This window comes from Nocardia puris (assembly GCF_003315035.1).
Lineage (GTDB): Bacteria > Actinomycetota > Actinomycetes > Mycobacteriales > Mycobacteriaceae > Nocardia > Nocardia puris.
This window is the reverse complement of record NZ_QNRE01000009.1, coordinates 102,189-126,107: the sequence shown is the minus strand read 5'-3', so window position 1 is coordinate 126,107 and position 23,919 is coordinate 102,189. Positions and strand designations below refer to the sequence as shown.

The following is a 23,919-nucleotide window of genomic DNA, read 5'->3' as shown; positions in this document are numbered from 1 at the left end:
GGGTCACAGCTGTTGACCTCGAGTGTTGTTCAGGTCGGAGGGTTGTCGTCATGAGCACTGAGACCGGTACCGAAGTTGATATCGCCGCCGTTCACGCCGTGGTCGCGGCCGTCGATCGGGCCCAGCGGGCGGAGTCGGTGGACGACTTCCTGGCGCTGTTCCACGAGGACGCGCTGTGGACCACCGGGCACGGGAAGCGGTTGTACGGGCGGGCGGCGATCCGGGAGTTCACCGAGGAGGTGCTGCCGGGGGCCAACACGCACGGGCACGCGACCTACGAGGTCGAACATGTCCAGTTCATCCGCCCGGAGGTGGCGGCGGTGAAGGTGCGGCAGCGATACATCACCCTCGACGGCGCGGTGGACGGCGAGGGGACGCCACTGTACGTGATGACCCGCGAGGACGGGCGGTGGCTGCTCACCGTCGGCCAGAACACGCCGGTAGTGGTGTAGGCGCGGGCGGGTCCCGGTGGGAGCGGAGGTCGGGCGGGCGGCACAATGGTTCGGTGAGTAGCTCCGCGCCTGCCGTCGACCAAGGACCCGTGCTCCGGGGCTTCGGGGGTGGGGCGTTCGGTGTGTACGTGCACGTGCCGTTCTGCGCGACGCGTTGCGGCTATTGCGATTTCAACACGTACACAGCGGGTGAGCTGGGCACCTCGGCCTCGCCCGAGTCGTGGTTGGCGGCGTTGCGGGGCGAACTCGGCGTCGCGGCGGCGGAGTTCGGGCGGCTGCCTGGCGCGCAGCCCGAGGTGGCGACGGTGTTCGTGGGCGGGGGCACGCCCTCGCTGCTCGGCGGCGACGGACTGGCCGCCGTGCTCGACGCGGTGCGCGCCGAGTTCCCGCTGGCACCCGACGCCGAGGTGACGACCGAGTCCAACCCCGAATCCACCTCGCCCGAATTCTTCGCGCGCATCCGCGACGCCGGATACACGCGGGTCTCGCTGGGCATGCAGTCCGCCGCCCGGCACGTGCTCGCGATCCTGGATCGCACGCACACGCCGGGCCGCGCGGTCGCGGCCGCGCGGGAGGCGCGCGCCGCCGGGTTCGACCACGTGAACCTCGACCTCATCTACGGCACCCCCGGCGAGACGGACGCCGATCTGGACGCCAGCCTCGACGCGGTGCTGGCCGCAGGCGTGGACCATGTGTCGGCCTATTCGCTGATCGTGGAGGACGGCACCGCCCTGGCCCGCAAGGTGCGCCGCGGCGAACTGCCCGCCCCCGACGAGGACGTGCTCGCCGCCCGCTACGAACGCATCGACGCGCGATTGGGCGCGGCCGGGCTCCGTTGGTACGAGGTATCCAATTGGGCCGCAAATGATTCCGCGCGCTGCCGGCACAATCTGGGCTACTGGGACGGTGGTGACTGGCTCGGCGCGGGCCCCGGCGCGCACAGCCACGTGGGCGGCGTGCGGTGGTGGAACGTCAAGCACCCTGCCCGCTACGCCGAGCGCGTCGCCCGCGGCGGACTGCCCGCCGCGGGCTGGGAGACCCTGACGCCCGAGGAGCAGTACACCGAGCGCGTCATGCTGACGTTGCGCCTGCGCTCCGGGCTGCCGCTGGCCGACCTCGACCCCTCGGCGAGTCCGGCCGTCGACCGCGCCGTCGCCGACGGCCTCGCCACCCGCACCCCCACCCACCTGATCCTCACCGACCGCGGCCGCCTCCTGGCCGACGGCATCATCCGCGACCTGCTGCTCTGACCGCGGTCCCGACTGGGATCCCCGGAACCGCGACCGACTCGGCGCGACCACTCCTGACCACGTCACCCGACGCTCCGAGACCGGCGCGTGAACCTTCGACACAGGACACCCCTTGTCCTCGGCAGCGTCCCGGACACGTAATCCGGCGACAGCTCGTTCGCCAGCGCCCTCCGAAACCACCTCCGACCGGCCACTTCGCTCACCCTCGGCGGGGCGGCGTGACCTGACTCACCCCTCTGGCGTAGGCTCCCTTTCAACCACGAGGAGACTTATGTCAACCGCACGGCGCGTCCGGCTCGTCCATGATCAGAATGAATTCGCCGAGGCGAAAGCGGCCGAGAAAGCGGAGGTCGAGCGGGTCAACGCGATGGCGGCCCGCACGGTGGCCGGCCACTCGCAGAATGCCGCGGACTGCGAATCCCTGCTCGCGATGCTGGGGCTCGACGCCCTGGCCGGCAGGCAGATCGTCATCCCGCCGCGCTGACCCGGCCCGCGCTCACCGCACCGGGTAGTGCTCGTCCAACCACTCGTCCAGCGTGGGCCCGTCCAGGATCGCGTCCGGACCGGGGAGCAGCGCGCCCTCGGCCTGCGGCCGCTGGTTCGGATCGTCGGCGTTGAACACCTGCTCCACCCGGGCCGGGTGCCCGCGCCTGGCCGCCACCTTCGCCGCCGCTTCGGCGAGATTCACTGCGTGCGGTCCCGCGAGGTCGACCCGGTCGGGCGCGTCGTCGGCCACGGCCAGCTCGGCCAAGTGCTCGGCGGCCGTGCGGGCCGCGACCAGCTGGGCGCGGAACTCCGGCACGAACGCGGTGTCACCGTCGGTGGTCCAGCCGAGCATCATCTCGGTGAACTCGTGGAACTGGGCCGCCCGCAGGACGCGCACCGGCACCGGCCCTTCGGCGTAGGCGCGTTCGTGGGCCAGCTTGCCCGCGTAGTGCCCCTCGCTGAACACGTCGATGCCGATGATCGACACCACCGCGATCCGCCGCACGCCCGCCGCCGACGCGGTCCGCTGCACGGTGCGGGCGACGGTCGCGAAGAAATCCGTCACCGCCGCCGTGTCGACCACCGGTGTGTTCGCCGCGTCCACCACCACATCCACCCCGGTCAGCGCGGCCGCGAGCCCCTCGCCGGTGTAGACGTCCACGCCACCGGCCCGCGTGATCTCCACGACCTCGTGGCCCTTGTCCTTCAGGACGGCGCCCACTTCGCGTCCGATCCGTCCGCTCGCGCCGATCACCGCTACCCGCATGTCGTTCTCCTCTTCCGCTCGGGACTTCGCTGAGGGGACGACGCGGCATCGCGAGGTGTGACAGTGACGTGCGTCACGGCGCAATCGCCTGCGGCGCAGTGGGATCGATCGGCGCGGACACGGACGGTCGCGCACGGTCGATTGGCGGAGAGACAATTAAACTGGATACTCAGTCCACCGGGAACGGTGGTGACGCACGCCCGGGCTGCGCCGGCGAGCCCGCGGCGCAGGGAGGCAGCGAGGAGGTTGGGCCGATGTCGAGCACCGAGGATCGGCGCTTCGAGGTCCTGCGCGCGATTGTGGCGGACTACGTATCGACCAAGGAGCCGATCGGCTCGAAGACCCTGGTGGAGCGGCACAACCTGGGTGTGTCCAGCGCCACGGTCCGCAACGACATGGCCGTGCTCGAGGCCGAGGGCTACATCACCCAGCCGCACACCAGCTCCGGGCGCATCCCCACCGACAAGGGGTACCGGCAGTTCGTCGACCGCATCTCCGAGGTCAAGCCCCTCTCGCCCGCCGAGCGCCGCGCGATCATGGACTTCCTCGAATCCGGCGTCGACCTCGATGACGTGCTGCGCCGCGGCGTGCGGTTGCTGGCCCAGCTCACCCGGCAGGTCGCGGTGGTGCAGTACCCTACGGTGTCGGCGTCGACGGTGCGTCACATCGAGGTCGTCGCGCTGAACCCGGCCCGCCTGCTGCTGGTGGTGATCACCGACACCGGCCGCGTCGACCAGCGCCTGGTGGAACTCGGCGCGGTCATCGACGACGAGGATCTGGCGGCGCTGCGCGCCATGCTCGGCGGCGCGATGGACGGCAAGCGCCTGGCCACCGCCTCCGCCGCGGTCGCCGCCCTGCCCGAGACCGCACCGCAGCGGCTGCGCGATGTGCTGATCCGGGTGTCGACGGTGCTGGTGGAGACCCTGGTCGAGCATCCCGAGGAGCGGCTGGTGCTGGGCGGCACCGCGAATCTCACCCGCAACGCGGGCGATTTCGGCCTGCCCGGTTCGCTGCGCCAGGTGCTCGAGGCGCTCGAGGAGCAGGTGATCGTGCTGAAGCTGATCGCCGCCGCGCAGCAGCCGGGCACCGTCACCGTCCGGATCGGCGAGGAGACCCAGGTCGAGCAGATGCGCGGCACCTCGGTGGTGTCCACGGGGTACGGCACCGAGGGGGCGGTCCTCGGCGGGATGGGCGTGCTCGGCCCGACCCGCATGGACTACCCGGGGACGATCGCGTCGGTGGCCGCCGTGGCGCGCTACATCGGCGAGGTGCTCGCCGAGCGCTGAGCGGGCCGCGAGGTCGCCGCTGCTACCCTCGAACCTCCCGCCGGTTAAAGTTGAGTGTGTCCGGCTAATGTTGTGGCCGGCACCGGTGGGAACCATGACGACGAGCGACCTCCCCGGCCACCCGGCCGGCGGGTGGACAGCGACCAAGGACTAGAGAACTCAAGTGGCACGGGACTACTACGGACTGCTCGGCGTCGCGAAGAACGCGACGGACCAGGAGATCAAGCGCGCCTACCGCAAGCTCGCGCGCGAACTCCACCCCGACGTCAACCCCGACGAGGCAGCGCAGGCCAAGTTCAAGGAAGTGTCAGCGGCCTACGAGGTGCTCTCGGATCCGGAGAAGCGCCGCATCGTGGACATGGGCGGCGATCCGCTGGAATCCGGCGGGGGCGGCGCGGGGTTCTCCGGCGCGGGCTTCGGCGGTCTCGGCGACGTGTTCGAGGCGTTCTTCGGCGGGATGAGCGGCGCGGGCGGCGGCCAGCGCAAACCGCGCGGGCGCGTGCAGCCGGGTGCGGACTCGCTGCTGCGCACCCGCCTGAGCCTGGCCGAGTGCGCGGTCGGCGTCACCAAGCACCTGACCGTCGACACCGCCATCCTGTGCGATTCCTGTCACGGCGCGGGCACCAACGGCAACTCCAAGCCGGTGCGCTGCGAAACCTGCGGGGGCGCGGGCGAGGTCCAGTCGGTGCAGCGGTCCTTCCTCGGCCAGGTGCTCACCTCGCGGCCCTGCCCCACCTGCCGCGGCGCGGGCGAGACCATCCCCGACCCCTGCCACAAGTGCGGCGGCGACGGACGGGTGCGCGCCCGCCGCGAGATCGCCGCGCCGATCCCGGCCGGTGTGGCCAACGGGATGCGCGTGCGGCTCGCCGCGCAGGGTGAGGTCGGGCCCGGCGGCGGTCACGCCGGTGACCTGTACGTCGAGATCGTGGAGCAGCCGCACGACGTGTTCGTCCGCGACGGCGACGACCTGCACTGCACGGTGCGGGTGCCGATGGTGGACGCCGCGCTGGGCACCACCGTCGTCATCGACACCATCCTCGACGGCCCCGTCGAGCTGTCCATCCCCGCGGGCACCCAGCCGGGCGAGGTCTCGGTGCTGCGCGGGCACGGCATGCCGCGGCTGCGCTCGGGCGCGCGCGGTGATCTGCTGGCGCACCTCGACATCGTCATCCCCACCAAGCTGGACGGTAAGCAGACCGATCTGCTGCGCAAGTACAAAGGCATGCGCGACCGCGACCGCGCCGAGGTGATGTCGGCGCAGTCCGAGCACAACAGCGGACTGTTCGCCCGGCTGCGCGCCTCGTTCAGCGGGCGCTGATCCGTTGGCCGCCACGGTCTTCTACCTCGACGACATTCCCGAGCCGGGCGGCCGCGCGGTGCTCGGCGGCCCCGAGGGCCGCCACGCCGCCACCGTGCGGCGCATCCGGGTGGGCGAGCCGATCACGCTGTCCGACGGGCGCGGTGTGCTCGCCGCCTCGGAAGTCGTTGCCGCCCAACGCGATCGGCTCGAGTTGACGGTGCTGGAAAAGGTTGTGGCGCAACCGGTTCCGCCGCGCGTCACGGTGGTGCAGGCGCTGCCCAAATCGGAGCGCTCGGAGCTGGCCGTGGAACTCATGACCGAGGCGGGCGCCGACCGGATCGTCCCGTGGCAGGCCGCGCGCTGCGTCGCGAACTGGGAAGCCAAGGCGGCCAAGGGCGTCGAGAAATGGCGGTCGGCGGCGCGCTCGGCCGCGCGGCAGTCCCGTCGGGCCTACATCCCCGAGGTCACCGACCTGCACCGCACGCGCGATCTGCTCGATCTGGTGCGCGACGAGGTGGCGCGGGGGGCGGTGGTCGCGGCGCTACACGAGTCCGGCGCAGGACGTTTCACGGAACTGCCGCTGCGCGAGGCACCCGAGGTGGTGCTGATCGTCGGTCCCGAAGGCGGATTGGCCGACGACGAACTCGCCGCGCTCGCGGACGCCGGTGCCAGGGCGGTGCTGCTCGGTCCGACCGTGTTGCGTACGTCGACCGCGGCGGCGGTGGCGCTCGGCGCGCTAGGGGCGTTGACCGCGCGCTGGTAGCGGCCGCGTCAGCGATTCTTACGCCCGGCGAGCACGCCGTAGGCGACGCCGAAGACCAGGCCGAGGGACAGGCCGAGCGCGAGGTCGTCGAGGATCAGCTGCCCGAAGGCGAGTCCGAAGCAGAGACCGAGGGCCACCCCGGTACTCAGGGCGGCGCCGTCGTCGTTCGAGGTCGGTTCCGGCTCACTCACGGGTCACAGTGTGCCCGATGCGCGCCGACGAGGCCCGACGGCGACCGATCGGTGGCCGGTTATTCACTGTCCGGTGTCGGTGGTGCGGGTTAGACTTTGGTCATTCCTTTGGCTGTCGAGACCGGAAGCAGGCTGCACAACTTTTGCGAACACAAGGCGAGATCGGAGACCCGACCAACCCCGTGGCGGGTACCGCCGCCCGCGACAACGGTTCGGTGCCCGCGGCACGCACCGTACGCTCCAGCATCGAACTCGCTCCGGAATCCGTGTTCCCCTTCCTCGGTTCGGCCGACGAGAACCTGCGTGAGCTCGAGGGCCTCCTCGACGCGGACATCCACGTGCGCGGCAACTCCGTCACCCTCACCGGCAAGGCGGCCGACGTGGCGCTGGCCGAGCGGGTGATCGAGCAGCTCATCGCCCTGACCGGCCGCAACCGGGTGGTCGGCCCCGAGGCGGTGCGGCACACGGTGTCGATGCTGACCGAGGGGTCGAGCGAGTCCCCGGCCGAGGTGCTGAGCCTGGACATCCTGTCCCGGCGCGGCAAGACCATCCGGCCCAAGACCCTGAACCAGAAGCGCTACGTCGACGCCATCGACGCCAACACCATCGTGTTCGGCATCGGCCCCGCGGGCACCGGCAAGACGTACCTGGGCATGGCGAAGGCCGTGCAGGCGCTGCAGTCCAAGCAGGTCAACCGCATCATCCTCACCCGCCCGGCGGTCGAGGCCGGCGAACGCCTCGGGTTCCTCCCCGGCACGCTGAACGAGAAGATCGACCCCTACCTGCGCCCGCTCTACGACGCCCTGCACGACATGATGGACCCCGAGGCCATCCCCAAACTCATGGCCGCCGGCGTCATCGAGGTAGCGCCCCTGGCGTACATGCGGGGCCGCGCGCAGCCGCTGCACACCAAGGTGCTGACGCCGGCCGGTTTCCGGCCGATCGGTGAGATCGAGGTCGGTGACTTCGTCATCGGGTCCGACGGTAGCGCTACCGAGGTGCTCGGCGTCTATCCGCAGGGGTTCAAGGAGATCTACCGCGTCCACACGCAGGACGGCGCATCGACCTTGGCATCCGGCGACCACCTCTGGTCGGTCTACACGCGCGACGATCGCCGCCGCGGGAAGCCCCCACGGGTGCTCCAGACCAAGGAAATGATCGGCAATCTGCGCGCGGCGCACTACCACCGGTACGAATTGCCACTGCTCAGTTCGCCTGTTCGATTCCCGTCGGTCGCGGTGCCGATGGACCCGTACGCGCTCGGCCTGTTGCTCGGCGACGGGTGCCTCACCGGCTCGACGACGCCCACCTTCGCGACGAACGATCCCGAGCTCGCGCGGGTGCTCGAGCGGTCGATTCCCGGGATCGTGGTTCGGCACGAGTCGGGCGTGGATGACGTCCTGAATCGAGTGACCGCCCCCAGTGACGTGTTCACGACCGCCAACCCGGTGACCGCGATAGCGCGGCAGTTGGGTCTGGCAGGCGCCCGCTCGGCGACCAAGTTCGTGCCGCGTGAGTACCTGTACAACGATCACGAGGTCCGGCTGGGTGTCTTGCAAGGTCTGCTCGACGCCGACGGTGGGCCGGTCACGCAGCACGGGCGCGCCTGCGGGATCCAGTTCACGACGGTTTCGGAGGAACTGCGCGACAACGTGATCTTCCTGGTGCAGTCGCTCGGTGGTATCGCCCACAGCCGCACCCGCCTTGCCGAAGGCCGCTCACCCGGCCTGGCGAAGGGCCGGGCGGTCGAACATCGTTCGGACGCACACATTCTCGACATCCGGCTGCCCGAGGGTATCGAGCCGTTCCGGCTGGAGCGCAAAGCCGCGAAGTACGCCGAGCACGGTGGTGGCCGCCCGATGCGGTTCATCGACCGCATCGAATCGGCCGGTACCGAGGAAGCCGTGTGCATCCGGGTCGCGGCCGCCGACTCGCTGTACGTCACCGAGGACTTCCTGCTGACGCACAACACGCTCAACGACTCCTTCATCATCTTGGACGAGGCGCAGAACACCACGGCCGAGCAGATGAAGATGTTCCTGACGCGGCTCGGGTTCGGGTCGAAGATCGTGGTGACCGGTGACGTCACGCAGGTCGATCTGCCCAGCGGGGCGCGGTCGGGTCTGCGGGCGGCCACGGAGATCCTCACCGATATCGAGGACATCCACTTCGCCGAGCTCACCAGCAGCGATGTGGTCCGGCACCGCCTGGTCTCCGACATCGTCGACGCCTACGACCGCTTCGAGGCCGACACCCGTCCGGTCGGTCCGCACATGCCGGGCAACCGTGCCCAGCGCCGCGCCGCTGGGCGCTCGGCCCGCCGCTGAGAGTGGCTGGGCCTGACTCAGGTCGCGGGGTGTAGCGCGGATGCGGTGCGCGCGGCATTCGGCCATGTAGCGGGTCGACTTGTGCGCGCGGCGGCACCCCGCCGCGGATGATCCCGTGTGCCGGGCGACCGTCCTGACCGGAGTCGAATCGCGGGTGATTCCCGGTCGGATGGAGCGACGTTCCCGGCGCGCCGGTCGGTGCGCACTCGCGCTGGCCGTTTCCGGAGGCGCCCCGGCTCACCAACCGTGTCGGCCGTGCACGGAACATCGAGGGTGACTCGTGACCGCGAGCCGGTCGGGACGTGATGGGGGGCACCGAATACCCTGATCAGGTGAGCATCGAGATCGCCAATGAGTCGGGCATCGACGTACCCGAGGAGGATCTGGTCAGTGTCGCGCGGTTCGTGATCGCCCGGATGGACGTGCACCCCGCCGCCGAGCTGTCGATGGTGCTGGTGGATCTCGACACCATGGCCGATCTGCACATGCGGTGGATGGATCTGCCCGGCCCGACCGACGTGATGTCGTTCCCGATGGACGAACTCGAGCCCGGCGGGCGCCCGGACAGCCCGGAGCCCGGCCCCTCGATGCTCGGCGACATCGTGCTGTGCCCGGAGTTCGCGGGCGCGCAGGCGCGCAAGGCGGGCCACTCCCTGGAACACGAACTGGCCCTGCTCACCGTGCACGGCGTACTGCACCTGCTCGGCTACGACCACGCCGAGCCGGAGGAGGAGAAGGAAATGTTCGCGCTGCAGGCGCGGTTGCTGGAGGAGTGGTACGAGAGCCTGCGCGAGGCGCGGCGGCGGGCCGAACTGGCCGCACGCGACGCGCGCCTGCTCGGCAAGGCGGGCTTCACCGGCCCCGGTGACGCGCTGGGCCCCGCGTGAGTCCGGCGACCCTCATCCTGCTGGCGGTGTTGCTGGTCCCGGCGGGTGGCCTGTTCGCGGGCGTCGACGCCGCGCTCAACACCGTGTCCCCGGCGCGGGTCGCCGATATGGCGCGCGCCGAACGGCCCGGCGCGGCCCGGTTGAGCCGGATCGTGGCCGACCGCGCCCGCTACGTGAACCTGATGGTGCTGTTGCGCGTGCTGTGCGAGATCGGCGCGACGGTGCTGCTCGCGGCGGCGCTGATGGCGGTCTGGGACGACAATTGGGCGCTGGTCGCCACGGCGGCGATCATGGTGCTGGTCGACTACGTCGTGATCGGTGTCGGACCCCGCACCCTGGGCCGCCAGCACGCCTACTCGCTGGCGCTGGCCTCGGCCCTGCCGTTGCAGTTCATCGGCGCGCTGCTGGGCCCGGTCAGCCGCCTGCTGATCCTCATCGGCAACGCGATCACCCCCGGTAGGGGCTTCCGCAACGGTCCGTTCGCCTCGGAGATCGAGTTGCGCGAGGTGGTCGAGATGGCCGGCGAGCGCGGCGTGGTGGCCGACGACGAACGCCGCATGATCCAGTCGGTCTTCGAACTCGGCGACACCCCGGCGCGCGCGGTCATGGTGCCGCGCACCGAGATGGTGTGGATCGAGGCCGACAAGACCGCCGCCCAGGCGCTCTCGCTCGCGGTGCGCAGCGGCCACTCCCGCATCCCGGTGGTCGGGGAGAAAGTCGACGACATCCTCGGCGTGGTGTACCTGAAAGACCTTGTGTCGTACGCGGATCGCAGCCGCAAGGTGCTGGTGCGCCAGGTGATGCGCCCGGCGGTGTTCATGCCCGACTCCAAGCCGCTGGACGATCTGCTGGACGAGATGCAGCGCCGGCGCAACCACATGGCGCTGCTGGTGGACGAGTACGGCGGCATCGCGGGCCTGGTCACCATCGAGGACGTGCTCGAGGAGATCGTCGGTGAGATCGCCGACGAATACGACACCGACGAGACCCCGCCGGTGGAGGATCTCGGCGACGGCCGGTTCCGGGTGTCGGCGCGGCTGTCGGTGGAGGATCTCGGCGAACTGTACGGCCTGGACATCGAGGACGAAGACGTCGACACCGTGGGCGGCTTGCTCGCGCACGGGCTGGGCCGGGTGCCGCTGCCCGGGTCGAAAGTGGTCGCGCACGGGCTGGTGCTGCGCGGCGAGGGCGGCCCCGATCAGCGCGGCCGGATGCGGGTCAACACGGTGCTGGTGCGCAAGGCGCCGGACAAGTCCGAGAAATCCGCGAAAGCGGACGCGGCGGCGCCGGGCGACGGAGAATCGGTCGGCGGCAAGCGCACACGCAATGGGAACGAGGACGGAGACACCGATGACTGAACTGGATGCCGAGGACACCAAGCTGCTCACCCTGGCGCGGGGCGCGATGGGCCGCACCGGTGGCGCGGGCGGCGCGGCGGTGCGCGACACCGACGGGCGCACCTACGCGGCGGGGGAGGTCGAGTTGCAGGCGCTGCGCCTGACCGCGTTGCAGGCCGCCGTGGCCGCCGCACTGTCCAGCGGCGCGGAGGGGTTCGAGGCGGCGGTCGTGGTGGCCGGCCGGTTCTCCGATGCCGGTGTGGCCGCGGTGCGCGAGGTGTCGCCCTCGGCGCGGATCGTGTTCACCGACCGGGCGGGCGAGTCCGTGTTCGACATCGTCGACGACGCGGCCGTCGAGGTGCAGGGTGGCTGACGCGCCGGGCACCGAATTCCGTTCCGGATTCGTCTGTTTCGTCGGCAGGCCCAACACCGGCAAGTCGACGCTGACCAACGCGCTGGTGGGCGCCAAGATCGCGATCACGTCCTCGCGGCCGCAGACCACGCGCCACACCATCCGCGGCATCGTGCACCGCGACCACGCCCAGCTGATCCTGGTGGACACCCCGGGCCTGCACCGCCCGCGCACCCTGCTCGGCCAGCGGCTCAACGATCTCGTGCGCGACACCTACTCCGAGGTGGACGTGATCGCGCTGTGCATTCCCGCCGACGAGAAGATCGGCCCCGGCGACCGCTGGATCGTCTCCCAGGTCAAGCAGATGGCGCCCAAGACCACCCTGCTCGGCGTGGTCACCAAGATCGACAAGGTGAGCCGCGACCAGGTCGCCGCGCAGTTGCTGGCGGTGTCGGAGCTGCTCGGGTCCGAGACCGACGTGGTGCCGGTGTCGGCGGTGAAGGGCGAACAGGTCGAGGTCCTCGTCGACGTGATCGCCTCGAAGATGCCGGCGGGCCCCGCCTTCTACCCCGACGGTGAGCTGACCGACGAGCCGGAGGAAACTCTCATGGCCGAGCTCATCCGCGAGGCCGCGCTGGAGGGTGTGCGCGACGAGCTGCCGCATTCGCTGGCCGTGGTCATCGAGGAGGTGCTCGAGCGCGAGGAGAACCCGGACATGCTCGACGTGCACGCGTTGCTGTACGTGGAGCGGCCGAGTCAGAAGGCGATCGTCATCGGCAAGGGCGGTGCGCGCCTCAAGGAGGTCGGCACCAACGCGCGCAAGCAGATCGAGCACATCCTCGGCGTGCGGATCTATCTCCACCTGCACGTGAAGGTGGCCAAGGACTGGCAGCGCGATCCCAAACAGCTGGGCAAACTCGGCTTCTGATGCCGTTCACCGGTTGCGAAACAACTTGGTGAACAAGGTGTCCCGGGTGGATGGGCCGGGTACAGTCCCCGCAACAGCCACGGATCGCACGGGGGAGGCCGTCAGTGTCCGAAACCACGAACGACGTCGGCAAGCTCCTCGAGCTGCTGCGCGCGCTCGGCGTGCCCGATGCCAAACCCCGTGTGCTGCGCACGATGTTGCGCCGCAGGCGGCCGGTCCCGCGCCCGATCGTCGAGCTGACCGGTCCCGGCGCGCACAACGGCCTGCTGGTGGAGCTGTACCGCTGGCTCGGCGAATCCGGCGGGCGGCGGGCCACACCGCGCGCCCGGGTGGATCTGAACGCCCCCGACCTGCCGCCCGACGCGCTCGCACCCGATCCGAACGCCGCCGGTGAGGAACTGCGCGGCCACTGCCTGCCGATCGTGCAGCGACTGGTGGAGGGCTTCTCCACCGACGACACGAATATGGGGCCGATCAAGTTCCCGCGCTACCGCACGGCGGATTGGCTGACGCGCCAACGGGTTACGAACGACGAGACCGAGGCCGCGGTCGAACTGCGGTCCCGATTGCCGCGCCTGCTGCGCAGCGGCTCGTTCACCGACCGATCCGACACCGCCGAGGGGGTGAGCGGCGACGCGATCTCGCGGCTGGTGTTCGGTGTGCTGGCGCTGTGGCCGGTGCTGCGGTTGTGGCTGTGGATCAGCGGTCGTATCCCGGGCATGTCCAAGGTGACGCACTGGTTCATGCACCAGCGCTACATGGCGCCCGAATTGTCCGACAGCTTCCTGGGTTTCGCGACCAGGCTCACCGCCACCCGGCGCAGCGACGAGAACGAGGACCAGGTCGCCAAGCTGCTCGTGCACGCCTTCTTGGAGGATCTGCGCGACGCCTACCGCAAACGGCTGTGGCGGCCCTCGGGCTGGCGGCGCACCGCCTACCCCGTGGCGCTGCTCGGCGTGGTGGAGGAAGCGGGCGACGGGATGCGGTTGCTGCGCCGGATCAACGACATCCGCAACGAGACCGGCCACGACGATCCGCTGGTAGTGATCGCCTGTCTGGAACGGGAACCGGCGCGTCCCCCGGTGCGCGATCTGTCGCGGGTGGGGGACCTGCACTCCCTCGACACGCTCGAAAGCCTGGTCGACCGGCCGTATTCCGAGCGCCAGCCCGATCCCGTGCAGCGGTGGCTGCGCAATATCGAGAACATGCGCACGAACCGGCTCTCGGACGCCTGGTTCCTGCCGCTGCGCGCGGAGTTGCCCGACCCGCCGGACCGGGAGGTCCGCGATCCGGAGTACGCGCATCTCGCGGTGCCGCCCGCGCCGCCGCTCGCCGCGCGCCGCTCGTTCGTGGCGCTGTGCGTGCTGATCCCGGTGCTGCTGGCGGCGGCGCTGGCGCTGGTGTACATCCCGCCGCTGCGCGGCGCGCCCTGTTCGAACTGGCCGTGGACGTCGGGGATCGTGGTGCAGGAGCGCGACGGCGAATGCGTCGGTTACAGCGACAACGCCGACCACATCTTCACCGACGACCCCTCGCTGTCGGCGGTGCAGCGGGAAGTGTTCCGGCTCAACGTCGCCGCCGCCGACGCGCGGCGCGACAATCCGCGCAGGCCCCTGATCACGCTGGTGTTCTTCTCGGGCCTGAGCTACGTCGACACCAACACGCGGTATCCGCACGCGCAGGTGGAGGAGCTGGCCGGGATCGCGGTGCAGCAGCGGCGCGCGCTGGCCGCCTCCGACGAGTCCGAACCGCTGCTGCGGATCGTGATCGCCAACGGCGGCTCTGACATGCGGCACGCGACCTTCGTGGTGGACCGGCAGTTGCAGGGACTGCTGCGCGACGATCCCACCATTCTCGGCGTGATCGGCATGGACCGCAGCAACGCCGAAACCCGGCGCGCCATCGGCAGATTGGGTGAGCTGGGTGTGCCGGTGGTGGCGACCACGCTCTCGGCCGACGGGCTGGAGCGGTCCTCGCCGCTGTACTTCCAAGCCGCGCCGAGCAATCGGACGCAGGCCCGGTTGATCGCGGATTACGTTCGGGGAGCGCGCTATCCGGAGGGTGCGCCGCGCGCCGGCCAACCGCGCTACACGCAGGTCGCCATCTATCAGCCGGAAGCGCCCGACGACATCTACGTCAACACGCTGGTCGATGATCTGCGCGAGGAACTACACGCTCGCGACATCGGGTACGAGACGCTCACCTGGACCGAACAGCAAGAGCTGAACCGCTTTCCGGCGCCGTGCGAGACGGCCGATTTCGATCGCGGCACGCTGCTGTTCTTCGCGGGCCGCAACGACGATTTCGCGACGTTCGCGCGGTCGGTGACGCGCGGCTGCCTCACCGGCGAATCGCCCGCCATCCTGGGCAACGACACCGTGACCCGCCTGATCACCGATCAGAAGGCGATGGCCGCGCTGCCGTCCACGCTGCCGGTGCGCTACGTGGCCAAGGCCGCCCCGGTGATGCTGGGCGGCGCGGAATGCGTGCGCGGCAACGGCACACTCGGCGACGAGCCGGTGGCGTTCGACTACCAGCAGCTGTGCGCGGGGCTGGCCGCGCTCATCGCGGACCTGCGGGAGTACCCGGACATGGCGGACTATCAGCCGTCCTGGCCGGGCGACGGCACCGGTCTGGCCTACGACGTGGTGGGCCTGTTCCTGCGCGCGGTGCGCATCGGCGGCGATTCGCCGAACCGCACCGCCGTCGCGATGCAGTTGCGCGAGGACGACTACGAGGGCGTCGGCGGCACGCTCGGCTTCTCGTCCAGCCGGGTGGCCGACGGGTCGTCGCTGGCGATCCTGATCACGCAGGGCGTCGGACAGCCGGGGCCGCAGCAGTGCCTGGTGATGTCACCGCGGCCCGCCGACGGCGACGGGTGCCCGGCGGGCACGAGCAGCACACTGGAGGAATGGATTTCGGCCACGGAATGAGCCGGCTCACCACCAGGGTTCGGGCCGCGCACGCTCCCAATGCAATTCGGATTCCAGCTGTGCCGCCACCGAGATGAGCTGCGCGTCGGCGTCGGCGGGGCCCATCAGCTGGGCGCCGATCGGCAGGCCCGCGTCGGTGAAACCGGCCGGTACGTTCACGCTGGGCCAGCCGAGCACGTTCCACGGCCAGGTGTACGGGCAGGCGGCGGTGATGAGGTTGTTGGTGTCGGTGACGCCGATGCCGTCGATCTCCTCGGCGCGGGGCGGGGGAGTGGCCGTGGTGGGCGCGAGCACCACGTCGTAGTCGGCGAAGAAGCCGCCGATCCGCTTGTGCAGCAACGCTTCCGCCCGGCGCGCCGCGAACAGCGCGGGCCCGCCGAGCACGCGCCCGAGACGCACGTTGGCGAGGGTGCGCGGATCCACCCGGGAGCCGGGCATGCTGTCGTGCACGGACCGGATGCCCGCCATCGAGCGCGGCAGGAATGTCGCGCCGATCAGCAGTCCGTAGTGCAGGTCGGCGACCGTGACCGAATGGCCGAGCCTGCGCAGCGTCGCCGCGATCCGGCGCACGCCCGCCGCCACCTCCGGATCCAGCGCGGTCTTCGTCGCGGTGAATGGAATGCGCAGCGACAGGGCGATGTTCAAGCGTCCGGGATCATGCCCGACCGCCTCGCTCGCGCGGATCGGCGCGGGCGTGTGGCGGTCGCCCGCGTGCGGGCCTGCCGCCGCATCGAGCAGCAGCGCGGCGTCGGCGACGGTGCGCGCCAGCGGGCCGTTCACCGTGAGCCCGTGGAACGCTTCGGCTTCCGGCCAGGTGGAGATGCGCCCGCGCTGCGGTTTGATGCCGACCAGGTTGGTCCACGCGGCCGGGATGCGCACCGAGCCCGCGCCGTCGGAACCCAGGGCGGCGGGGACCAGTCCGGCCGCCACCGCCGCCGAGGAACCGCCCGAGGAGCCGCCGGGCGTGTGCTCGCGGTGCCACGGGTTGCGGGTGTGGCCGAAGGCCGCGCCGCTGGTGAACGGCAGCTGCCCGTACTCGCAGGTGTTGGTCTTGCCGACGATCACCGCGCCGGCCGCGCGCAAGCGCCGGACCGGTTCGGCGTCTTCGGTTTTCGGCGGGAAGTCGCCCCCGCAGCCGAACGCCGTGGGCTCCCCGGCGATGTCGGTGTCGTCCTTCACCGCGATCGGCACGCCGAGCAGCGGCAGTCGCTCGCCCGCCGCGAGTCTGCGGTCGGCCTCGGCGGCTTCGGCGAGCGCCCGCTCGCGGCGGACCAGGCGGAACGCGTTGAGCGTGGGCTGACTCGCGTCGATCCGGTCCAGCGCGGCCGTCACGGCGTCGACCGACGTGACGGCGCCCGTCGCGAGCGCGTCCGCCAGCTCGCCGAGTCCGCGGTGCTCCGGCGCGACGGTGGCGGGGGTCGCGCGGTCCGACGCCGTCATGTGATCTCCCTCTCCTGGTTCACCTGCACCGTAGCGCTCAATTGGTCGATCGTCCATATCGGTTATCGCGGGGCGGGCGAAAGCGCATCACTGGCGCGGTATAGACATACATACGGCATGTATGTAAAAGTGGACCGGTCCCGATGAACCATGGGAGGAATCATGGGAACCAGTCAGGCCCTCGGCCCCGCCCACGAGATCGACCTGCCCGCCGGCCGCATCCGCTATCACGACATCGGCTCGGGTTCGCCCGTCGTCTTCGTTCACGGACTGCTCGTCAACGCCGATCTGTGGCGCGCGGTGGTACCGGCCGTCGCGGCGGCGGGGCACCGCTGCCTGGCGGCGGACTGGCCGCTCGGCGCGCATTCGATCCCGGTCCCCGGCGCCGACCTCACGCCCACCGGCGTCGCCGATCTCATCGCCGACTTCCTCGACCGCCTCGACCTGACCGACGTCACCGTGGTCGCCAACGACACCGGCGGAGCGATCACCCAGGTGTTGCTGACCCGGCGTCCCGAGCGCATCGGCCGGGTGGTGCTCGCCTCGGTCGACAGTTACGAGAACTTCCCGCCGCGCGTCTTCGGCACGCTACCGCTGCTGGCCCGCCTTCCGGGCAGCATGCGCCCGGTGACCGAACTGCTGCGCGTGCGTGCCCTGCACCGGTTGCCGATCGCCTTCGGCTGGGTGACCAAGCGCCCCATGCCCGCCGAGATCGCCGACTCCTACCTGCTGCCGAGCCGCCGCTCGGGCGCGATCCGAAAAGATCTGCGGCGCTTCCTGAAAACGATGCACCGCCGCTACACCCTCGACGCCGCGTCGCGTTTCGGCTCGGTCCGCGTGCCGGTGCTGCTCGCCTGGGCGCGCGAGGACAAGCTCTTCCCCGCCTCCGACGCCGAGCGGCTGGCGCGCGAACTGCCCGGCGCCACGCTCACCTGGATCGACGATTCCTACACCCTGGTGCCGGAGGACCGTCCCGAGTTGCTTACCCACCGCATTCTGGAGTTCACTCGGCTGCATGCCACGCCGTAGCCAGGAGGATCGATCGCGGGCCACGAGGGCCGCGCTGGAGCGGGCGGGCCGTCACCTGTTCGCCGAGCGCGGCTTCGCGGCCACCTCCGCCGAGCAGTTGGTGGCCGAGGCCGGCGTCACGCGCGGCGCGCTGCACCACCACTACGGCGACAAGCGCGGTCTCTTCCTGGCCGTATTGGAGCAATTGGAAGTGGAGAACACCGAGGAGATCGGGCGCGCGATCGCCGCCGCCGGGTCCGACGACGTGGTCGCCGCCATGGCCGTCGGGCTCGGCGTCTTCCTGGAGATCTGTGAGCGCCCGGAGATGATCCGCATCGCCCTCTACGATGCGCCCGCCGTGCTCGGCTGGGAACAGTGGCGCGCGTTCGAGGCCAGGCACGGGCTCGGACTGATCGTCGCCGGACTCGAACAGGCCCGCGCGGCGGGCGCGATCGTGGACGCCCCGGTCGACATGGTGGCGCGACTGTTGCTGAGCGCGGTCACCGAGGCGGGGCTGATCGTCGCGCACGCCGAGGACAAGGAGGCCGCCCGCGCGCGGGCGCAGCAGTCGCTGCTGCTGCTCACGGCCGGGTTGCTGCGCACCTGACCGCCGTGCCTGGCTCGCGCTGTCACCGGCGCGTGCGAGGATGGGAGCGTGCGTTTGTATCGGGATGAGGCGGTCGTGGTGCGCCAGCACAAGCTGGGCGAGGCGGACCGCATCGTCACGCTGCTGACGCGTCAGCACGGCCTGGTCCGCGCGGTGGCCAAGGGGGTGCGGCGCACCAAATCCCGCTTCGGCGCACGGCTGGAACCGTTCTCCTACATCGACGTGCAACTGCATCCGGGCCGGACGCTGGACGTGGTCACCCAGGTACACACCGTCGAGGCGTTCGCCGCCGACATCATCGACGACTACGGCCGCTACACCACCGGCTGCGCGATCCTCGAGACCGCCGAGCGCCTGGCGGGCGAGGAGCGCGCCCCCGCCCCGAAACTGCACGCGCTCACCGCGAGCGCCCTGCGCGCCCTCGCCGCCAAACAGCGTCCGCACGAACTGATCCTCGACGCGTACCTGTTGCGCGCCATGGGATTCGCGGGTTGGGCGCCCGCGCTGGACGAATGCGCCAAGTGCGCCACCCCCGGTCCACACCGGGCCTTCCACGTCGCGGCGGGCGGGGCGGTGTGCGTGCACTGCCGTCCGCCTGGCGCGGCCACTCCCGGACCCGGGGTGCTCGACCTGCTCGTCGCCCTGCTGAAGGGGGAGTGGGAGTACATCGTGGGCGTCCCCGATTCGGCGCGCAGGCAGGCCAGCGGCCTGGTGGCCGCCCATCTGCAATGGCATCTGGAACGCCAGTTGCGCACGTTGCCGCTGATCGAGCGCACGCCCTCGGCCGCGGGGCGCGTGGGCTGAGGCGGCAATCGGCGGAGGTCGTCCCGGGCCTCGCGCGCGATCAGGCAGGATGGAGCCCGTGATCCTCCGTCGAGACTCCGCCCCCGCGCCCGCGCCGAACGCGGGACGCACCGTCCGGCCGCCGTCACCGCACCCGTCGGGGGCGCGCCCGCCGGAGCTGCCGCCGGAGCTGGTGCCCCGGCACGTCGCGCTGGTGATGGACGGCAACGGGCGCTGGGCCCAGGAGCGCGGGCTGCCGCGCACGGCGGGGCACGAACGCGGCGAGGCGGTGCTCATGGACACCGTCGAGGGCTGTATCGAGATCGGCGTGCAGTGGCTCTCGGCCTACGCCTTCTCCACCGAGAACTGGCGGCGCAGCCCCGACGAGGTGCGCTTCCTCATGGGCTTCAACCGCGACGTGATCCGCCGCCGTCGCGACGAGATGCACGAGATGGGCGTGCGGGTGCGCTGGGCCGGGCGGCGGCCGCGCCTGTGGCGCAGCGTGATTCGCGAGCTCGAGGTCGCCGAGGAGCTCACGAAGGACAACAGCGTGCTTACGCTGACCATGTGCGTGAACTACGGCGGTCGCGCCGAGATCGCCGACGCCGCACGGGAAATCGCGCGCCGGGTGGCGGCGGGTGAGATCGATCCGGAGAAGGTGGACGAGGCCACCGTCGCGCGCTACCTGGACGAGCCGGACATGCCCGACGTGGATCTGTTCCTGCGCCCCTCCGGGGAGTTCCGCAGCTCCAACTTCCTGCTCTGGCAGTCGGCCTACGCCGAATTCGTGTACCAGGCAACACTTTTCCCCGATTTCGACCGGCGTAACCTGTGGGAAGCCTGCCTCGAGTACGCTCGTCGTGATCGCCGCTTCGGCGGCACCAAGTGAACGGCGAGGCGGAGATGGACGCGACGGTGTCACCGGAGATCGAACTACAGGCCCGCGCCGGCGCGTGCCTGTCGCTCTACGACGTGGACGTGCGCGTCGACGACGACGGCTCGATCGGCTTCTCCTACGAGGGCCTGCTGTGCTCGCTGCGCGCGGTCACCCTGGCGCCCGGCCTCGACGTGCTGTCGGTGACCTGCGTGCTGGCCTGGGACCGCCCGCTCAAACCGCAGCTGCACAAGCGCGTCGCCGAGCGCAACAGCAATCTCCAGTTCGGCTCGCTCACCGTGATCACGCGCGGCAAGCTCGCCGACGTAATCCACCGCTACACCTTCCCGGCCGCCGGCCTGGACGATCAGGCGCTGTCCACCATGCTGCTGCTCGTCCTCTCCGGCGCCTCGCGGGCGCGCGAGGGTCTGCTGCCCTGATACGCACGGGCGGGGGAAGCGGCCTGCGCGGCGCGAGCGAGGCCGCTGGCTGATCCGAGCTGCGCGGGGGACCGGGCGGGTGCGGCCGGGCGGGAACGAGACCGCCGCCTGATCCGCGCCGGCCGGGTGCGTACGGGTCGCCGAACAGTTGCTGCCCGTGAATCAGCGCGTTCTCGCCGACCTCGCACGGCGGACCGCGCACCGGTGGCACCATCGGTGAATGGCAGCCGCACCGTCCGCGTCCCCGGTCGTCCGCTCCGCCGACGGCCGTTCGTTCACCGTGACCGACGCGGCGGGATCACCGCTCGCCGCCGGTTCGCTGGCCGTGGTGGCCGCCGACGGCAGGCGCCAGCTCGCCCTCGTCGAGGAGCGCACCGACACCGCGCCGATCCGGCTGCGCGGCCGGTTGATCGGCGAGCTGACCGGGTCGGGCATCGACACGAAGGCGAGTCACGCCTTCGAGGTGGGCCTGCTCGAACCCGCCGACGAAGCCACGATCAGCGACCTGCACGAGACCACGGGCGCCCGGCTCGAGGTCGGGGTGAACCTGTCCGCGCCGGGCGGCCCGGCGCGGATGCTGCCCACCCGCTTCAACCGGCACACCTTCTGGTGCGGGCAGAGCGGCTCCGGCAAGACCTACGCGCTGGGCGTCGTGCTCGAACAGGTCATCGCGCACACCGCGCTGCCGGTGGTGATCTTCGATCCGAACTCCGATTTCGTGCGCCTCGGCGAGCTGAATCCCGACGCCGCCGGCCCCACCGCGACCGCGCTGGCCGCCCGCGACGTGCGGGTGCTGCGCCCGCACGCGACGGAACTGCCGCTGCGCGCGCGGTTCACCGATCTGCCGCTGCCCGCGAAGGCGGCGGTGCTGCGGCTGGACCCGGTCGCCGACCGCGAGGAGTTCAACGTCCTGTTGCACCTGGGCGACATGCTCTCGGCCGGCGAACTGGATCAGGTGCTGCCGCGCCTGCACGAATCGGGGGAGCCGTCCTGGCGCAGGCTCGCCCTGCGGATCGAGAATCTGGGCATCCTGGACTGGGAGGTGTGGGCGCGGGAGTACACCGACGCCACCAGGATCGTCGGCGAGCGGCCCGACGCCACGGTCCTCGATCTCGGCGGATTCGCCACTCCCGAACAGCAATTGGTGGTCGCGCTGGCCCTGCTCGACGATCTGTGGGCGAAGCGGGAGGAGCGCCGCCCGGTGTTGCTGGTCATCGACGAGGCGCACAATCTGGCGTCGCCGCACCTGGATTCGCCGATCGCGGTGGCGGTGCGCGAACGCCTGGTGCAGATCGCGGCGGAGGGCCGCAAGTTCGGGCTGTGGCTGCTGCTGTCCACGCAGCGGCCCTCGAAGGTGCACCCCGGCATCCTCTCCCAGTGCGACAACCTGGCCCTGATGAAGATGACCTCCCCGCAGGACCTGGCGGAACTGGGCACCTACTTCGGCTACGCGCCCGCCGCGCTGCTGGACCGATCGCCGTGGTTCCGGCAGGGCGAGGCGCTGTTCGCGGGCGGTTTCGTGCCCGCGCCCACGCTGGCGAAGGTGGGCAGGCGGCTCACGCCGGAAGGTGGGCGGGATGTGGGCGTGCCGATGCGGTGACGGCGTCGGGTCCCGCGCCCTGACGTGGCGGTCTCGTGGGTGGTCGAGGCCGGACGTTGTCGCAGGCGGTGGGGACCACCCTCGGCCGGGGAGCCGGCTTCAGTCGTTCGGCGCGGGGGAGCGGCGCACCGGGATCAGCTGGTCGGCGCCGCGGGCGAAGGACTGCGGGTCGACGTCGCCGACCAGCAGGTGCTGGAGGATGAAACCCGCCATGACGCCGATGATGACCTTGGCGACAGCGTCGGTGTCGGTGTCGGGCGCCAGCCACCCTTCGTCGCGCATCCGGACGACGTACTCGTGCCACAGGCCGCGCAGGCCGTGCACCGCGACCCGCACGTACTCGGCCGCGTCGGGTTTCACCACCGCCAGCGCCCACGCCTGGGGGATGAGCGGCACCAAGCCGTCCGGTCCCGAGCGGGCCACCACCTCGGTGGCCACGCGCTGCACCAGTTCGCCCGGCGTCAGCAGGGTATCGGCGTGGACGGCCTCGGCCATCACGCCGCGCAATTCCCCGACGGCGCTGATCGCCAATGCGCCGATCAGCTCGTCCTTGCTCTTGAAGTAGCGGTACACCGCGCCCGCGGACAACCCCGACTCGGCGAACACGTCCTGCATGGACGTCTCGTGGAACCCCTTGCGGCGAAAGCAGCGCAGCGCCGCGTCCAGGATCTGCTGACGGCGGCGCTCCAGGTGTTCCTCGCTGACTCGGGGCATGGAACCCAAAATAAAACGAATGCTCGTTCTTGACAAACATCCGGCGCCGGTGCGACCGTGGATCCACCTAAAAAGAACGAACATTCGATTTCGGGAGATGTCATGAACACCGTGCAACGAGGGCTCGCCGTCGGCCTCGGCGCGGCCCTGCTCCAGGCGCTGATGCTGATCGCGTTCGCCTGGCCCGCGGCCAATATGGCCCCGCGCGACCTCCCCGTCGCGGTGGCCGGCCCGCAGGCGGCGATGGTCGCCGACCGGCTAGCCCAGTCCCAGCCGGACGGGTTCGAGATCACCACCGTGTCCGACGAGGCGGCCGCCCGCGCCGCGATCACCGACCGCGAGGTCTACGGCGCGATCGTCACCGGCGGGGGAGCGCCCCGGGTGCTGATCGCCTCGGCGGCGAGTCCGGCGGTCGCCCAGCAGTTGACCGCGATGGCGCAACAGCTGTCGGGAGCGCCCGCCGCACCGGTCGAGGACGTGGTGCCCGCCGACCCGGACGATCCGCGCGGCGCGGCGTTCGGCGCGCTCGTGCTGCCGCTGGTCATGTCGGGCCTGGCGGCGGGTGTGCTGCTGACCCTCGCGGTGCCCGGAATCGGTGGTCGCGCTGCCGGTTTGGTGACATTCGGCGTGGCAGGCGGGTTGCTGAGCACGGTGGTGATGCAGGGCTGGTTGTCGGTGATTCCGGGCGGCTATCTCGCGGTGGCGTCGGTCGCCGGGCTGGCGTCGTTCGCGGTGGCGGGCACCGTCACGGGTCTGGCTGCGGTGATCGGCAACCCGGGGATCGGCCTCGCCGCGCTGACGCTGCTGTTCGTCGGCAACCCGTTCTCCGGTGCCACCTCGGCACCCGAACTCCTGCCGCAGCCGTGGGGTGCGCTCGGGCAGTTGCTCCCGCCCGGCGCGGGCGCCTCACTGCTCCGCTCGGTCGCCTTCTTCGACGGTGCGGGTGCGGCGAAACCCCTTGTGGTACTGCTGGTCTGGGCGGGCGCCGCGGTGGTGCTGCTCGGTGTGGGCGCGCTGCGTAGGCGTGGTACCGACGCGGCCACACCTACGGAGCCGGTGCCCGCGAGCTGAGTGCTGATCGGCCGGCGGCGAGCTACGCACGCGGCGAACTCCACGCCCACGGTCGGCTCCGCTCACGCGATCGGCTCTACGCACACGGTGGCTCTGCTCACACCGTGGGCGCCACTCACACGGC

General features: G+C 71.0%; 23 protein-coding genes. 19 read left to right on the top strand and 4 right to left on the bottom strand.

Translation table 11 applies throughout. The features are described from left to right. Window positions 1-50 precede the first annotated feature (50 nt). The 3 genes from DFR74_RS21850 (at window position 51) to DFR74_RS21840 (ending at window position 2,186) form a co-directional block, all read left to right on the top strand. Complete coding sequence (locus DFR74_RS21850) at window positions 51-452, top strand: SgcJ/EcaC family oxidoreductase (RefSeq protein ID WP_067511975.1); 402 nt, start codon at window positions 51-53, stop codon at window positions 450-452. Between the two features lie 53 nt (window positions 453-505). Continuing rightward, window positions 506-1,702, top strand: a complete 1,197-nt coding sequence (gene hemW / locus DFR74_RS21845; RefSeq protein WP_084537977.1) for a radical SAM family heme chaperone HemW — start codon at window positions 506-508, stop codon at window positions 1,700-1,702. A 271-nt stretch (window positions 1,703-1,973) separates the two neighbouring features. Next, the gene (locus DFR74_RS21840; protein ID WP_067511971.1) at window positions 1,974-2,186 is read left to right on the top strand and encodes a hypothetical protein; all 213 of its coding nucleotides are present in this window, start codon (window positions 1,974-1,976) and stop codon (window positions 2,184-2,186) included. Between the two features lie 12 nt (window positions 2,187-2,198). On the opposite strand, the gene DFR74_RS21835 is transcribed toward DFR74_RS21840, so the two are convergent. Further along, window positions 2,199-2,954 carry an SDR family oxidoreductase gene (locus DFR74_RS21835; RefSeq protein ID WP_067511968.1) on the bottom strand — a complete coding sequence of 252 codons (756 nt, stop codon included), beginning with the start codon at window positions 2,952-2,954 and terminating at the stop codon, window positions 2,199-2,201. Window positions 2,955-3,208: 254 nt separating this feature from the next. Between DFR74_RS21835 and hrcA the strand changes: the two genes are divergently transcribed. From hrcA to DFR74_RS21820, 3 genes are all read left to right on the top strand, one after another. Next, complete coding sequence (hrcA, locus tag DFR74_RS21830) at window positions 3,209-4,240, top strand: heat-inducible transcriptional repressor HrcA (RefSeq protein ID WP_067511966.1); 1,032 nt, start codon at window positions 3,209-3,211, stop codon at window positions 4,238-4,240. A 163-nt stretch (window positions 4,241-4,403) separates the two neighbouring features. Further along, entirely contained in the window at window positions 4,404-5,558 is a 1,155-nt protein-coding gene (dnaJ, locus tag DFR74_RS21825; protein ID WP_067511964.1) for a molecular chaperone DnaJ, read from the top strand. 4 nt (window positions 5,559-5,562) lie between these two features. Further along, entirely contained in the window at window positions 5,563-6,303 is a 741-nt protein-coding gene (locus DFR74_RS21820) for a 16S rRNA (uracil(1498)-N(3))-methyltransferase (RefSeq protein WP_067511962.1), read from the top strand. Window positions 6,304-6,311: 8 nt separating this feature from the next. Here the strand turns inward: DFR74_RS21820 and DFR74_RS21815 are convergent, their stop codons facing one another. Then, window positions 6,312-6,494, bottom strand: coding sequence for a hypothetical protein (locus DFR74_RS21815; protein ID WP_067511960.1), 183 nt, complete (start codon window positions 6,492-6,494; stop codon window positions 6,312-6,314). A 215-nt stretch (window positions 6,495-6,709) separates the two neighbouring features. Between DFR74_RS21815 and DFR74_RS21810 the strand changes: the two genes are divergently transcribed. From DFR74_RS21810 to DFR74_RS21785, 6 genes are all read left to right on the top strand, one after another. Continuing rightward, on the top strand, window positions 6,710-8,821 hold the full coding sequence (locus DFR74_RS21810; protein WP_067512034.1) for a PhoH family protein: 2,112 nt from the start codon (window positions 6,710-6,712) through the stop codon (window positions 8,819-8,821). A gap of 332 nt (window positions 8,822-9,153) precedes the next feature. Then, window positions 9,154-9,708, top strand: a complete 555-nt coding sequence (gene ybeY / locus DFR74_RS21805; protein ID WP_067512032.1) for an rRNA maturation RNase YbeY — start codon at window positions 9,154-9,156, stop codon at window positions 9,706-9,708. Then, the gene (locus tag DFR74_RS21800; protein ID WP_067511958.1) at window positions 9,705-11,066 is read left to right on the top strand and encodes a hemolysin family protein; all 1,362 of its coding nucleotides are present in this window, start codon (window positions 9,705-9,707) and stop codon (window positions 11,064-11,066) included. Before ybeY ends, DFR74_RS21800 begins: the two co-directional genes overlap by 4 nt. Further along, window positions 11,059-11,418, top strand: a complete 360-nt coding sequence (locus DFR74_RS21795; protein WP_067511957.1) for a cytidine deaminase — start codon at window positions 11,059-11,061, stop codon at window positions 11,416-11,418. Before DFR74_RS21800 ends, DFR74_RS21795 begins: the two co-directional genes overlap by 8 nt. Continuing rightward, window positions 11,411-12,325: a GTPase Era gene (gene era, locus DFR74_RS21790; protein ID WP_067511955.1), complete on the top strand. Its 915-nt coding sequence runs from the start codon at window positions 11,411-11,413 to the stop codon at window positions 12,323-12,325. Before DFR74_RS21795 ends, era begins: the two co-directional genes overlap by 8 nt. Before the next feature lie 104 nt (window positions 12,326-12,429). Further along, window positions 12,430-15,258, top strand: coding sequence for an ABC transporter substrate-binding protein (locus DFR74_RS21785; protein ID WP_067511953.1), 2,829 nt, complete (start codon window positions 12,430-12,432; stop codon window positions 15,256-15,258). A 6-nt stretch (window positions 15,259-15,264) separates the two neighbouring features. Here the strand turns inward: DFR74_RS21785 and DFR74_RS21780 are convergent, their stop codons facing one another. Next, window positions 15,265-16,698, bottom strand: coding sequence for an amidase (locus tag DFR74_RS21780; protein WP_067511951.1), 1,434 nt, complete (start codon window positions 16,696-16,698; stop codon window positions 15,265-15,267). Window positions 16,699-16,860: 162 nt separating this feature from the next. Between DFR74_RS21780 and DFR74_RS21775 the strand changes: the two genes are divergently transcribed. From DFR74_RS21775 to DFR74_RS21750, 6 genes are all read left to right on the top strand, one after another. Beyond that, a complete protein-coding gene (locus tag DFR74_RS21775) occupies window positions 16,861-17,727 on the top strand; it encodes an alpha/beta fold hydrolase (RefSeq protein WP_067511949.1) in 867 nt (288 codons plus the stop codon). Beyond that, the gene (locus DFR74_RS21770) at window positions 17,714-18,313 is read left to right on the top strand and encodes a TetR/AcrR family transcriptional regulator (protein WP_067511947.1); all 600 of its coding nucleotides are present in this window, start codon (window positions 17,714-17,716) and stop codon (window positions 18,311-18,313) included. Before DFR74_RS21775 ends, DFR74_RS21770 begins: the two co-directional genes overlap by 14 nt. A gap of 48 nt (window positions 18,314-18,361) precedes the next feature. Continuing rightward, entirely contained in the window at window positions 18,362-19,117 is a 756-nt protein-coding gene (gene recO, locus DFR74_RS21765; RefSeq protein ID WP_067511945.1) for a DNA repair protein RecO, read from the top strand. A gap of 49 nt (window positions 19,118-19,166) precedes the next feature. Beyond that, complete coding sequence (locus DFR74_RS21760) at window positions 19,167-19,985, top strand: isoprenyl transferase (protein WP_067511943.1); 819 nt, start codon at window positions 19,167-19,169, stop codon at window positions 19,983-19,985. A gap of 14 nt (window positions 19,986-19,999) precedes the next feature. Next, entirely contained in the window at window positions 20,000-20,410 is a 411-nt protein-coding gene (locus DFR74_RS21755) for a YbjN domain-containing protein (RefSeq protein ID WP_067512030.1), read from the top strand. A 220-nt stretch (window positions 20,411-20,630) separates the two neighbouring features. Continuing rightward, on the top strand, window positions 20,631-22,010 hold the full coding sequence (locus tag DFR74_RS21750; RefSeq protein ID WP_084537976.1) for an ATP-binding protein: 1,380 nt from the start codon (window positions 20,631-20,633) through the stop codon (window positions 22,008-22,010). A 99-nt stretch (window positions 22,011-22,109) separates the two neighbouring features. On the opposite strand, the gene DFR74_RS21745 is transcribed toward DFR74_RS21750, so the two are convergent. Next, entirely contained in the window at window positions 22,110-22,724 is a 615-nt protein-coding gene (locus DFR74_RS21745; protein ID WP_067511941.1) for a TetR/AcrR family transcriptional regulator, read from the bottom strand. Window positions 22,725-22,826: 102 nt separating this feature from the next. Here DFR74_RS21745 and DFR74_RS21740 point away from each other — a divergent pair, with 102 nt between their 5' ends. Next, window positions 22,827-23,795, top strand: a complete 969-nt coding sequence (locus DFR74_RS21740; protein WP_067511939.1) for a hypothetical protein — start codon at window positions 22,827-22,829, stop codon at window positions 23,793-23,795. Window positions 23,796-23,919: the final 124 nt, after the last annotated feature.

Coding starts and splice junctions, on each gene's coding strand:
- DFR74_RS21850 (WP_067511975.1), top strand. CDS start 51: ATGAGCACTGAGACCGGTACCGAAGTTGATATCGCCGCCGTTCACGCC.
- DFR74_RS21840 (WP_067511971.1), top strand. CDS start 1,974: ATGTCAACCGCACGGCGCGTCCGGCTCGTCCATGATCAGAATGAATTC.
- DFR74_RS21835 (WP_067511968.1), bottom strand. CDS start 2,954: ATGCGGGTAGCGGTGATCGGCGCGAGCGGACGGATCGGACGCGAAGTG.
- hrcA (WP_067511966.1), top strand. CDS start 3,209: ATGTCGAGCACCGAGGATCGGCGCTTCGAGGTCCTGCGCGCGATTGTG.
- DFR74_RS21795 (WP_067511957.1), top strand. CDS start 11,059: ATGACTGAACTGGATGCCGAGGACACCAAGCTGCTCACCCTGGCGCGG.
- DFR74_RS21780 (WP_067511951.1), bottom strand. CDS start 16,698: ATGACGGCGTCGGACCGCGCGACCCCCGCCACCGTCGCGCCGGAGCAC.
- DFR74_RS21775 (WP_067511949.1), top strand. CDS start 16,861: ATGGGAACCAGTCAGGCCCTCGGCCCCGCCCACGAGATCGACCTGCCC.
- DFR74_RS21770 (WP_067511947.1), top strand. CDS start 17,714: ATGCCACGCCGTAGCCAGGAGGATCGATCGCGGGCCACGAGGGCCGCG.
- DFR74_RS21760 (WP_067511943.1), top strand. CDS start 19,167: ATGGAGCCCGTGATCCTCCGTCGAGACTCCGCCCCCGCGCCCGCGCCG.
- DFR74_RS21755 (WP_067512030.1), top strand. CDS start 20,000: ATGGACGCGACGGTGTCACCGGAGATCGAACTACAGGCCCGCGCCGGC.
- DFR74_RS21750 (WP_084537976.1), top strand. CDS start 20,631: ATGGCAGCCGCACCGTCCGCGTCCCCGGTCGTCCGCTCCGCCGACGGC.
- DFR74_RS21745 (WP_067511941.1), bottom strand. CDS start 22,724: ATGCCCCGAGTCAGCGAGGAACACCTGGAGCGCCGCCGTCAGCAGATC.
- DFR74_RS21740 (WP_067511939.1), top strand. CDS start 22,827: ATGAACACCGTGCAACGAGGGCTCGCCGTCGGCCTCGGCGCGGCCCTG.